The sequence below is a fragment of the Photorhabdus machadonis genome (assembly GCF_052657765.1).
Window position 1 is genome coordinate 702,165 of record NZ_CP199761.1, and the last position, 12,303, is coordinate 714,467.

Consider the following 12,303-nt stretch of genomic DNA (forward strand, 5'->3'; position numbering starts at 1 on the left):
TTAATTAATGGCTCGCTCATTATAATAACAATCGAAAATTTGTGAATAAAACAATTAAATTAATTATAAATTAGTTTTCGGTACTTTTATTCAGTTAAATTATTCCTTTTCTTCATCAAGAAATCATCACACTATCATTACAGAGGCAACCATAGTTTATTCCTGAATAACTATTTCCCAGAAATTCTACATTTCCAAATAATTTCTGAAATCCGAAAAACGCCATGCTCATGCAACCATTTTCAGCGAAACAAATCCTCTAAACATGTTTTAAATGTCAGATAGATAAATTAGTTATCACAGATATGGTCAGATGTATTTTTCCAATAGGTCAATAACTTAAATTTAATACTTGGTGGATCACTCATATTCTCACCCTGCTCCACTCCATATTTTCCTCTAAATAGGTATCAAAAAATTATGCAAAGTACTCTACTATTTTAAATCCGATTATTAATTAGGAATTTTATTATTTATATTTATTATAAACAACTCTATAACATAATGAATTTAACTTATAATTCAGGGGGTAATAAAAAGTTAATATTATAATTCACTCTGTCAACTAAAAATTAAACGCATTATACCCGCTTAACTTGAAGACGCAGGGCCTGAGCGATCATCACTGAACTCCAGCCCTCAGAGGCCGGCAGAACCGCTTTGATGCGATCACACTCTCTTTTATCACGGCAGGTGTGATGGAGGTGTTCAAGTTCGGCTTTTTGTTCATCGGTAATGAATATTTCCATGACTGATACCATGATCCTCATTTTGGGAAAAATCAAGCATCTTCAATGATTACGGGTATATAAGGTAATTTTTATATTTTATTATAGTGTTTTTTATAAATGCCAGAATTAGTAAATAATAGAATAATCACATAGGTGAAAGTAAACTAATGTTCATACGGTGAATTATGAAATAGATCTTAATTAATTTGCTATTGTTATTTTTTCGGTGTTAATAATGTTGGGTTGTAATTCTGGATTAAATTATGAAATAAAGTGGTAAATGGTAACAGCATTTAAAATATAAGCAGTATATTGTGTATCTTTGTGATTTTACCATAGTAAAAACTTTTAGTTTTTTATTGAAATATAGTTATATATGGTATAGCTTATTAATGATTCTTATTCGGTTGTTATTTGTATATTTTATTTCTTGCTGGAGATGATAATAGTTTATAAAGAAATTTTAACGTAAAAAATTAATAAAGTAAGTAAAGTAATTATATAAGAGCAGATTTCTATCGTGTGTATAGGAATATGTTTTTTAATGGATTTTTATGGTTTTAAAAAAATTGATTGGTATTAGTCATAGTATGAGTAGCTTGTTTTTTAGGCGATGAAAGTATCGATAATAGAAACGCAGATTGAAAACATGTGTTTTTTATACTGTTGTAAGTAATTCAGCCTATTTCTCATTATTGGATAGAAACAGACTATATGATACTTCTCTTGAATTGACTTAATTATTAAAAGTAAAAATACAATTTATTTTATTTTGATGGTTATCTTTCTGGTAAAGATATTTTTTTCTATTGGTGAAATTTACTGGAAAAATAACGCTGTTGATTATTGTTTTAACGATTAATTATGTGTAAATATCGTGTGGCGTATAAGCAATTATGATTAGATTCGATGATAAGGTTATTAAATATAAGCTCGTTATTACATTGGTCTTAGTTAAATCATAGTTGTTGTATTTGTTCTTATTTTCTTTACAAGGAATTAACAAGTCTAGATATTATTTTTCACAAAATGGTGACTCATTTTCATTTGGTTAAGTAGTTGTATTCAATATATGGTCATTTTTTTCGGTGGGATATTAGTTATTTTACTTGCCGGATGATGAAACAACTCACTTATTATATTAAGGGAGTAAATCCCCCTTCTTTCTTTATTTCTGGAGATGACTTTTGACTTCTCTTGCTTATGTTGACGCCCTTTGCGCGCTTGATCATCCTTACCGTGCCGATAGTGCTTGCGACCAACTGTTTGACGCGGCCATGCGCGAGCTGACGCGGTACCATTGTGAACACACTCCCGGTTATCACCAGTGGCTGAGGGCGAATGGTCTGGACGATCAAATACTGGAAAAAATGAACGATTGGTCGCGTTTGCCGCCCATTTTCGCGAATTATTTTAAACATCAGTTGCTGCTCAGTACCACCGGTCAGGATGCACTGGAATTGACCTCATCCGGGACAACCGGTCAAAAAAGCCGTATGCGTTACGATACACGCAGTATACATGCAGCCCAGAATATGGTTGAGCGGATTTTCGAGTATTACGGCTGGTATACGCCGCAACAGCCCTGTAATTATTTGCTGTTGAGCTATGAACCCGCCGGAGCGATAACGCTAGGAACCGCCTATACCGATCAGTATCTGTGTAAATACGCGCCAGTGAATCAAGTCTGTTATGCACTGCGCCATAATGGAAAAAGCAATGAGTTTGATCCGTTTGGTGTGATCCGATCTTTGCAGGCGTTTGCTGTGCAAGGGTTGCCGGTGCGTATGCTGGGCTTTCCGGCATTCCTGTGGTTCGCACTGGAACGGATGCAGGAAATGGGCCTGCCGCCGATACAGTTACATCCTGAGTCACTGGTATTTTTAGGGGGGGGCTGGAAAACACACGCCGATAAAGCCATTCCAAGATCGTTGTTGTACCAGCGTTTGGGTGAACAACTGGGGATTCCTGACGAGCGTTGCCGGGATGGTTACGGTTCGGTTGAACATCCGGTGCCTTATGTTGAGTGTCGGCATCACCATTTTCATGTGCCAACTTATGGCCGTGCCTATATTCGTGATACGGCTAATATGGCGGTTCAACCCTATGGTAAGCCCGGTTTTCTGCATCTGGCATCGCCTTATATCACCTCCAGCCCGGCACACAGTATCGTGGTGAGCGATTTGGCAGTGCTGCATTCTGCCGCTGAATGTGGCTGTGGGTTGGCTACCGACTGGTTTGAGTTGCTGGGTCGTGCCGGTACAAGTAAAAGCCGCAGCTGCGCGATTGCGGCCTCTGAGTTGATAAAGGAGTCCTGAAATGTATTTAGTTAATGGCAAGATGATATCTGACTTGGAGCCCGTCGCTGTATTGGCCGAACTTAAAAGCAGCCTTGCGGATACGCTGGCTTGTCCCCCAAGTGTACAACAAGTATTGGACTGTGCCGGGCGCTTTGCCGACAGTCTCGATACTGTCGCTTCTGAGCTTGCACTGAATACAGCGACAATCGCCGCTTTACGCAGCTTTTGTCATCGTGGTTCGCTGGAGGCAAAGTTACGGCACGAGTTGGGCGAACATCCCTTTTCCTTGCGTCGTTTTGACTATACACAGCCCCGTTTTGAAACCTGGCAACCTCTGGGGCTGGTGGTGCATATCACACCGGCTAATGCTCCATTGTTGCCATTTATGGCGGTGCTGGAGAGTTTGCTGGTAGGTAATGTTAACTGGCTACGTCCCAGTAGCAGTGATCACGGCCTCAATGCACAGTTATTGACGGAATTCCTGCGCCATGACCTGAGTGGCAAGTTGGCTCCTTATGTATCTGTATTACCTTTACCATCTGATCAACTGTCAATGTTGCTGGAGTGTGCTGATGCCGTGTCAGCTTGGGGGAGTCATACCGCATTGACCGCTATCCGTAGTCAATTACAGCCCGGTTGCCGCTGGATCGATTGGGGACATCGTATCAGCTTTGCCTATCTGGATCGGGCGTCTGCCGCCCATGCTGATTACGACGCTTTGGCTGATGATGTTTGCCGGTTTGATCAACAAGCTTGCTCCAGCCCACAGTGTTTGTTGGTAGACAGCACCGACGAGAACGTTTTGCGGGAGGTGGCGAGTGCCGTGGCTGCTGCGTTGGCACGACGGGCACCAGTATGGCCGGCCTTACAGCCTGACATACAGGAAGCGGCTGAAATCAGCAGCCAGATGGCATTTTTGCAGTTAGATCACACTTTTGCTGGTCTGACTGGTTCGGTAGAAGAGGGTGATGGATGGCGGGTAGCTTGGGTGCAACGTCAGGAGCTTGCGCCATCGCCATTGTATCGTACCCTGCAAATTCGCCCGGCACCGCGTGCGCGACTGGTGGAAATTTTGTTGCCGTGGCGCCCCTATTTGCAAAGTTGTGCTTTGATAGCCGAAACAAATGAACTGCCGATGTTGAGCCGCCAGTTGCTGGCCGCAGGTGTCAGCCGGGTCTGTCAGGCTGGAGCGATGCACGATGGTTATGAAGGTGAGCCACATGATGGTGTTTATGCATTAACCCGGCTTGCACGGCGTGTGTCAGTCAGCTTGAAAGCGGAACAATTGCCGGGCCATGTCACACTGGATAAATTGGCGGTCAATCCTCCAGAACTGGCTGGGGTTCCAGTGATGGATAAAGAAAAGTTTCAGCAAGATGGGGTGACATCGAAAGCACAAGTGTTTTTTCGCAGCGGTGGCAGTAGCGGTACGCCGAAACTGGCGGGTTTCAGTCACAGAGATTATCACAGTCAGATGCAGGCAGCGGCGGATGGTCTGTTTTCCGCCGGTTTAGATCCGGCACAGGACCGGGTAATGAATTTGTTGTATGGCGGTAACTTGTATGGTGGTCTGCTGAGTTTCTTCACTATTCTGGATAAATTATCCGTGCCGCATTACCCGATGGGGGGCCCAATAGACGATGATTTTAGCCAAATCAGGCATTTTATTGTCACTCAGGGGGTCAATACGCTGGTAGGGATGCCAAGCACTATGTATCAGCTGTTTGAACGTGAAGAAGCGGCGTTACGTGCCTATGGTGGTGTGTGTAAAATTTTCGCTGGTGGTGAGCATATTAGTGAAGAGCGTCGTCAGTTTTTATCCAGTTTTGGCATTCAGGTGATTCGATCGGCAATTTATGGCTCCGTTGATGCCGGTCCATTGGGCCATGCTTGCGCCTGTTGCCACGATGGGGAATTCCATCTGTTATCTGATATTCAGTGGCTGGAAATATTGGCTCTGGATAGTGATCAGCCGATCCAACACGGCGAGACTGGTCGGTTAGTGTTCACGCCTTTGGCGCGGGAAGGGCAGGTGATTCAACGCTATGATTTGGGTGATTTGGGCCATTGGTTACCCGGTCTTTGTGCCTGCGGGTTGCCGGCGCCGCGTTTTAGATTGGTAGGCCGTCATGGGACATTGATACGGGTAGGTTCTATTTTTGTCAATCCAACCGAATTGTCAGCAGGTTTGGTGTTTCCGGTGCAGTGGCTGATAGGGAATCACGCTGGTGGTGGCGAATACATCCATGTGTTAGCGGATGGTGATGTTAACCCGGTACGCGGGCATCTTATGCGACATAGAATGCTGAATCAGGTTGTCAGTGGTGGAATGCTTCAACTGGAAATTATCCCTACGCCAGTCGGACAGTTCCACCGTCACCCTCAAAGTGGCAAAACGCCGCTGGTGCTGGATAGCCGAATTTGAGACCCATAATATTACTTTTTGAGTAAATCATGACATTATCATTACACGATTTGGTTGAATATGCCCGCAATCATGCTCCTTTCTTTAGGGATCTTTATTGTGATCTGCCTCGCTCTGGTTGGACGTTGACTGATCTACCATTAATCGATCCTACTGACTACTGGCAGCAGTCGCAACCACTGGCAAACTGGCCGGTATTGACTGGTCCTATCAACGGAGGTCATGTTTTCAAAACCGGTGGCTCTACCAGTGAAGGTAGGATGTCGGTGTTCAGTTGCAATGAATGGCGTGCTTTTGTGCGCGCATTTGGTCAAGGGTTGGCACAGCAACTACAGCCTGGTGACCGCGTTGCCAATCTGTTTTTTGCCGGTGATCTGTATACTAGCCTGTTATTTATTCACGGTGCTTTGTCCTATTCACCGGTGCCGGTGGTGGAGTTTCCGTTTACCTGTTCAGTTGATGATCGGGCGTTGGCTGACGCGATTGTCAGCTTGGGGATTAACGTTCTCGCTGGGGTGCCGGCGCAACTGTTACGTTTTGCCAGTACCTTACAGCAGAGCGGCCAGACCATGCCAGGTATTGAGCGCTTGTTGTACGGCGGTGAAAGCCTGTTTCCAGAGCAGTTGACACTATTGGGTCATGTATTCCCCCATGCACGCATTGGCTCAATTGGTTGTGCCAGCGTTGACGCCGGTCTTATTGGTGCGGCTTCTCCCGATTGTGGTCACGGGGAACATCGGGTTTTTGATACGGATACGATGATTGAAATCATTGATGAATCCAGTGGTCAGCCGATTACCGTGTCAGGACAAAACGGCATGTTGGTTGTTACCAACCTGCAACGGCGTCTGATGCCGGTTATCCGTTACCCTACTGGTGACCTGGCCTGTTGGTGTGAAGAACCTGGGCGGCCACGTCGCAAGTTCGCTTTACAGGGGCGGGCGGGCAGTGCTCACCGGGTACGGGTTGGTACGTTATCCCTTTTTCCTGACCATATTGCGCATTTACTGCGACAGCAAGAGGGAATACTGGCCTGGCAGCTATTACTGAGCCGTCAGGATGGTATAGATAAAATAAAACTCTTGTTAGCCAGCGACTCGTCACCGATGCCGCTTGCGACGGTAGTACATCAGGCGTTGCTGGCGGCACAACCCGCGATGGCAAAGTTATGTTGTCAGGGATTGCTGCATGTGGAAGTCACTTACTGCGCTTTGGAAAATATGGTCACGCATCCACGTTCCGGTAAGTTGATGCGGGTGGTTGATCATCGTGGTTATCGTGCTGAAGAGAAGGCAGCATGAGTATAAATCCAGTAACACCATTGATTCGATTATTCCGGGAAGAGGATTCTACCAGTGTCAGTGCTTTGTTTCGGGTTGTTTACGGCGAAGATTATGTTTACCCGGAAGTCTATTTGCCAACCATGCTTGGCCGCTATAATGCGGCAAGACACTGGTATTCTGCTGTTGCGGTACAGGATGGACAGGTGTTGGGGCATGCGGCGCTATGGCAGGATAAGCGCTGTCCATTAAGCGCTGAACTGGCACTTATCGCGGTGCATCCACAGGCGCGTGGTCAGGGGATTGCTACTGCACTGGGGAGATACTTGTGTGATCAGGCCAGGGAAATGGGGTTAAGCATACTCACTATTAAGCAGGTATCGTCACATAATCACAGCCAGCGTCTGGCTCAAAACTTGGGTTTTCACACCACGGGGTTGCTGCCGGATTATGTCACCTCGCCATTTGATCAGACACATCCGGAAAGCATCGTACTGGGTTGCTTGCCTCTGCAAAGCTGGCCCTTTCCAGAGTTACACTGGCCTTCAGGTTGGCAAAATTGGCTGAACTCGGTGACTCAAGTGTTTGGTCAAGAGCCTTTACAACCGGAAGAGCCGGTTGATGCCGATATCAGCATGACCAATCATGGACGCCGGCTGGAAGTGTGGGTGGAAAAGCAGACAATTGAGCGGGTAAAAGAGGTGGCGGAGTTACCCACTCATAAACTGGTATATGTGAAACTCCCGGTGGGGGAAGGTACACTCCAGGCTATGGAAATTTTGCAGCAAGCGGGATTTGCCTGTACGGGATTTGTGCCCGGTCATCATCATCGTTGGGAAGCTTTACTGGTTCGGGGGCATAGCAAAAAAGAACTGACCTTAAGCTGCCAGTTTGCCCACAATCTACACCAGCAAAGTATGTTTGCCTGTGCAGGCGGGTAATTATTTGATTGGTTTAGTAAAGCTCGTCAGAACCTGAACAACTTTGCCGATTAATGACAAAGTGTTGGTCTTTTGGTCAGCACTTTGAACGGATTGTGGGTACGTAGCAAAAAATGATCTGACTATTATTCGAAAAAACCTGCTTTACCATCCTGTCAATCCGACACAGGAACGACATTGTCTGTATTTCGCTCAATTTCGCGTTCAAGGGAAGTATTTAGAGGTTCTCTAACGATTATAATCTCTCTCAAGATCTCCCTTGCAGGTTACGGGAGTTTTCGTTCGCCACCCTAAGGCTGATCCTTGCAGGCGATAGGATCATTGATAACAATTAAATACTTTATTGGTCGGGTCAAGTGGGGCCAAATTTTTGTTTGATGATGGAGTATAGATAAAAATTTCGTTATTTTTTATAAAACAATGTTACCACGATTCATAACCTTAACAGGCTTGCGAGACATCCTGATTTTACGAATTACTACAGTCCTTCTGGAACTTAGTGCATCAGAGAAAAGATGGCACTGTTTGCAATTGAAAAAAGGAGGCCATTCATCATATTAGTTTAACTTGTTACAATATGGAACATCTTGGCACGTACGGTTTTGCGATAATCGCCAGGAGAAACGCCGATGAGTCGTTTGAACTGACGATTGAAGTGCGCAATATCCTGATAGCCAACCAGCACAGCTATTTCCTGGATGCTGAGGTTGGTCAATTGCAACATATTGATTGCCGCTTCAATTCTGGTATTTAATAAATATTGCAACGGGGAAAGGTCGGTGGCGTTTTTAAAGCGACGGTTAAAGTTGCGCAAACTCATTCCAGCCATATCTGCCAGCTTTTGCATAGGCAAATTGGTTGTACAGTTCTCTTTTATCCAAGTTTGTATCTGAATAATATCTTCGTCTGGGTGGGGCTTATTTTCGCCACGATAGCACTGACGCTCAAAGTTGCTGCGAATTTCATGGAAAAAAGTGCGTTGTGTATGATTGGCAACCTGCTTTCCGTAGACGGTTTCAATAAAATGAACGGTAAGATAGGAAAGTGCTTTAACACTGGCGGCACAAAAAATCGTGTCTGATTGGGTAATGAAATACTTGGTTTTTAAATTAACGTTCGGATAGTCGTGGGCAAACTGTTCGAAATAATGCCAATGGGTAGTGGCGGGTTTTCCATTGAGCAGATGGGCCTCAGCAAGGAAGCAGCAGCCGGTACCAACGGCGGCGATACGCGTCCCTTTCGCGGCCTGAGCCACCAACCACTCGGTGAAAGCCGCGTGATTTCTGACAACGGGACGTGGGTTCCGCCACAGTGCAGGGAGGTAAATGATGTCATAGTCTGCGTCATCTTCTAGCGTGCTATCGGCAATAAGGCTAAAGCCGCTATGGGTGGGTATAGGATTTTTATTAATCCCAAGCGTTCTGACCGTAAGGAGCTTGTCAGGTTTACTCAATTTAAAAGTATATTTCCCTTGCTGATCCTGACTTTTTTTTGCTCTGCTAAATAACTGTTTGCTGCTGATTTCCACATTTCGATCGGTAAGCTGAGGCCGGAACTCAGCATGTGCTCACACAATATAAACCCTATCTTTGTATTTATCATTTTCCAATCAATGCCTGATTTATTATTAGATTATAAATATCTAAATTGTCTTGGCCAAAAAATTCAGTTTTTTGGCCGGATTTGCATATTAACTTTTGCTAACGATTTGTAAACTATTATCTAAAGTAAGTGATGGATATTGATTTCACAGAAAGACTAGGAAGCACTATGGCTAAGTTACCTGTCATCACTGCATTTGGTGGCTATGGGCCAGCTGGCCTGAGTTCTTCACACCATGCGTTTCGTCGCATGGTGATAGATTCTTTGCACGAGGAACAGCAGCAAGAGACGATATTATCATTAGCCGTGTTGATGAGATTGCTTAAATATGATCAGGATGGTTATTATCATCTCCATGGGGAAAGATTATCGGCCGTTCAGGCCGCCGCAGAGATAAAAGAGGCGGCGCTGGAAGGTTCGTTAATCAGAAAGATTACCAAAGACTATTTTGATGTTGATGCAATAACCCGTCATGCCAAATTATCGATGGCGGCAGATGCAGGTGTGTTTAGTTTTGATATATTCACGCGGCAAATACCCAATCCTTTGCCACAAGGTTGGTCAGTGGCACTGTTAACGGACGATCAGGGGTTTGGCGGCATGCTTCAATCCCGTCTGAAAGGTGGTCGGGTCAGTGCAAAACAGTGCCCATTAGGTTTAAACAGCATGTGTGCTGACTTCTTAAATGCCTATGTTTTGGGAAGCGTGGGGCACACCAGTGCAACATTGGGTGCTTGTGGCACGTTTCTCTATAACCTGAATGCCGTTGTGGAAGATGTCAAGGCTGGCCGGATCCGGGTAGCCATTGTTGGGAGCTCTGAAGCGCCAATTCTACCGAAAGTCATTGAAGGCTTTGATGCGATGAGCGCTTTGGCAACAGAGAGCAAACTCAAGCGTATGGATGAAAGTGACATCGCTGATTGGTGCAGCAGCAGACCGTTTGGTAATAGCTGTGGCTTTGTAATAACAGAATCAAGTGTGCAAAAAGCCTCATTTATTCAAGCCTATGGTTCAAGTACGCCAAAGAACTGCGTCTCCGAAGCGGACATTTTTGACCGCGTTGCTGAGGTGTTTTCCATCAGTGAATGGCCTGTCACTGCCGTTAAATCCTATTTGGGCCACTCATTGGGGCCTGCCAGTGGTGATCAGTTAGTCAGCTGTCTTGGCACCTTTAAATACGGCATTTTGCCGGGAATCAAAAGTGTCTCCCAGATTTCGTCACAAGTGAATAATGTCCGTTTATTGATTCCGACCCAGGATCGGGCGTTACTTCAAGAGCAAGCGCAGGTGGCGTTTATCAATTCCAAAGGGTTCGGTGGTAATAACGCCACAGAGGTGGTTTATTCCCCACTACTGATGGCACAATGGTTGCATAGACGGCATGGCGAGCAGGCTTTTGTCGATTACCAGCAGCGGAATCAACAAGTCAAAGCAAGGATGATTGCCTATGATACGGCAGCATCACGTGGGAAATTGAACGTTATTTATAAGTTTGGGTTGCATGACGTGAATGAAGATGAGGTTAAGATTGATATGAACGGCATAACAATGCCAGGATTTGAACAACCAATTCGTTATTCTAAAACAAAAAAATTCATAGATTTCTAATTATATTTTTCAAAGTTTATATAGTTAATTTTTAAAGCGGTTTTTTATAAAGGTACTTACAATACCGTAAATACCTTTTCTATATGTTAATAATTATCAGGAGAAATGAAGTGGCTAACCTCAGTGAAATACTGATTGTCTTTGGTTGGGGCGGTATTATTGTCGGAATTATGATGGGCGGGTTAATGGGAATGTATGCTTTTAAAGGGCCATTCAGGGCACCTAAAGGTCATGAGAATTATACTGACTTAAACCGCAGGATGCTCAGGTTAGCGCATATTGCTTTTATTATGTTGCCGCTGATTTCTATGTTATATGGTATGAATATTGACGATTTACAGGTTCCTTATATTTACAAGTATTATGCAACAATATGCATGATGATTCTTTCTATCGGAATCCCTGTATTATTGATTGCCTCGTGTTTTTATTTACCGTTCAAATATGTTCAGGTTATTCCTTTTAGCTGTGGAATGTTTGCATTAGTTGTAATGGCTGTGGGCAGAGTGTTAGCCCTGTAATTTATTAATCGTAATCTTTATATTGAGATTTTAATCATGGAAAAATTACTGAGTGCACGTCAACTCGGCAGGGATGCTATTATTGCAACCGTCGAAAATAACCAATATCAACGCAATCATCAGCTTGCAAAGCGATTGATCAACCGCGTCGAATCGCACCCTCTGATGAGAAACCCAATTTTGTTAAAGATGAATAGCGGTGAGTTCGACATCAGCCAGATGAGGATATTCCATTTGGAGTTTTATCACGCCTTTGCCCAAGTATTTACCGATGCAGTGATCGAAGCATTAAGCTCAGCAAAACAGCTGGAAGGGCGTCTGGGCGCGCGGGCAAAAATGGCAGCCCGTTTTTTGCTGCAAATTAATCTGCTAGATGAGTTAGGTTTCCACCCAGGAACAGGCACTGACAGTGGTTATAACGGGCAACCAGCACTGGCTCATTATGTGCAATTCTTCAACATCATTGAGCAATTGGGGATGAGTGAGAATGAGGTGAAAGCTTGGTTTCCGATGTCCAGTTCAGTGGCATGTCGCGCGACATTTGAAAATGCTTACGGTGACTACCCTCAGTTGGTGACACTATTAGCTGTTGCTGAAACAGTGTTCCACGACTTTGCTACTCCTTGGGCGAAAAGCGTGGGTGTAGCGACAGATATTGATGTGTCTACCGGTTATCATAGTATTCACGTAGAGACTGAAATCGGTGAATCAATTGAAGACGGTCATTCTGAGGATGCTTGGATCTTATTCTGTCAGGCGATTACCGAAGAACGCTTTAATGAAATAGAACAAAAAGTAGATTTGTGGCTAAAAGTATGGAATGACTTCTGTAACGATCTGCTGACAGTCTGTGCTGCAAAATAAAAATAATTTTAGTTTGATTTAACTTTTCATA

The 12,303-nt window shown here is 44.4% G+C and carries 8 protein-coding genes and 1 pseudogene; 7 read left to right on the plus strand and 2 right to left on the minus strand.

The window, feature by feature from the left end; all coding sequences use genetic code 11:
- Window positions 1-599 precede the first annotated feature (599 nt).
- A pseudogene (locus tag ACUN2T_RS03335) lies at window positions 600-749 on the minus strand (IS630 family transposase); the annotation flags it as partial.
- A gap of 1,169 nt (window positions 750-1,918) precedes the next feature.
- Between ACUN2T_RS03335 and ACUN2T_RS03340 the strand changes: the two are divergent.
- The 4 genes from ACUN2T_RS03340 to ACUN2T_RS03355 are packed head-to-tail and all read left to right on the plus strand — an operon-like array spanning window position 1,919 to window position 7,677.
- Window positions 1,919-3,049: a LuxE/PaaK family acyltransferase gene (locus tag ACUN2T_RS03340; RefSeq protein WP_445496242.1), complete on the plus strand. Its 1,131-nt coding sequence runs from the start codon at window positions 1,919-1,921 to the stop codon at window positions 3,047-3,049.
- A 1-nt stretch (window position 3,050) separates the two neighbouring features.
- The gene (locus ACUN2T_RS03345; RefSeq protein WP_445496243.1) at window positions 3,051-5,456 is read left to right on the plus strand and encodes an acyl-CoA reductase; all 2,406 of its coding nucleotides are present in this window, start codon (window positions 3,051-3,053) and stop codon (window positions 5,454-5,456) included.
- Window positions 5,457-5,485: 29 nt separating this feature from the next.
- On the plus strand, window positions 5,486-6,757 hold the full coding sequence (locus ACUN2T_RS03350; RefSeq protein ID WP_445496244.1) for a phenylacetate--CoA ligase family protein: 1,272 nt from the start codon (window positions 5,486-5,488) through the stop codon (window positions 6,755-6,757).
- Window positions 6,754-7,677 (plus strand): GNAT family N-acetyltransferase, encoded by a 924-nt coding sequence (locus tag ACUN2T_RS03355; protein WP_445496246.1) that lies wholly within the window; start codon window positions 6,754-6,756, stop codon window positions 7,675-7,677. Before ACUN2T_RS03350 ends, ACUN2T_RS03355 begins: the two co-directional genes overlap by 4 nt.
- Window positions 7,678-8,239: 562 nt before the next feature.
- Here the strand turns inward: ACUN2T_RS03355 and ACUN2T_RS03360 are convergent.
- Window positions 8,240-9,205, minus strand: a complete 966-nt coding sequence (locus ACUN2T_RS03360) for a GlxA family transcriptional regulator (RefSeq protein WP_445496247.1) — start codon at window positions 9,203-9,205, stop codon at window positions 8,240-8,242.
- Between the two features lie 242 nt (window positions 9,206-9,447).
- Between ACUN2T_RS03360 and ACUN2T_RS03365 the strand changes: the two genes are divergently transcribed.
- From ACUN2T_RS03365 to ACUN2T_RS03375, 3 genes are all read left to right on the plus strand, one after another.
- The gene (locus ACUN2T_RS03365; RefSeq protein ID WP_445496248.1) at window positions 9,448-10,887 is read left to right on the plus strand and encodes a beta-ketoacyl synthase N-terminal-like domain-containing protein; all 1,440 of its coding nucleotides are present in this window, start codon (window positions 9,448-9,450) and stop codon (window positions 10,885-10,887) included.
- Between the two features lie 110 nt (window positions 10,888-10,997).
- Window positions 10,998-11,408 (plus strand): CorA family divalent cation transporter, encoded by a 411-nt coding sequence (locus ACUN2T_RS03370; protein WP_445496250.1) that lies wholly within the window; start codon window positions 10,998-11,000, stop codon window positions 11,406-11,408.
- A 36-nt stretch (window positions 11,409-11,444) separates the two neighbouring features.
- Entirely contained in the window at window positions 11,445-12,272 is an 828-nt protein-coding gene (locus tag ACUN2T_RS03375) for a hypothetical protein (protein ID WP_445496251.1), read from the plus strand.
- The last annotated feature ends 31 nt before the right edge of the window (window positions 12,273-12,303 follow it).

Bases quoted from the DNA above. Each gene is read 5' to 3' on its own strand.
- ACUN2T_RS03345 (WP_445496243.1), top strand. From the start codon at position 3,051: ATGTATTTAGTTAATGGCAAGATGATATCTGACTTGGAGCCCGTCGCT.
- ACUN2T_RS03350 (WP_445496244.1), top strand. From the start codon at position 5,486: ATGACATTATCATTACACGATTTGGTTGAATATGCCCGCAATCATGCT.
- ACUN2T_RS03355 (WP_445496246.1), top strand. From the start codon at position 6,754: ATGAGTATAAATCCAGTAACACCATTGATTCGATTATTCCGGGAAGAG.
- ACUN2T_RS03365 (WP_445496248.1), top strand. From the start codon at position 9,448: ATGGCTAAGTTACCTGTCATCACTGCATTTGGTGGCTATGGGCCAGCT.
- ACUN2T_RS03375 (WP_445496251.1), top strand. From the start codon at position 11,445: ATGGAAAAATTACTGAGTGCACGTCAACTCGGCAGGGATGCTATTATT.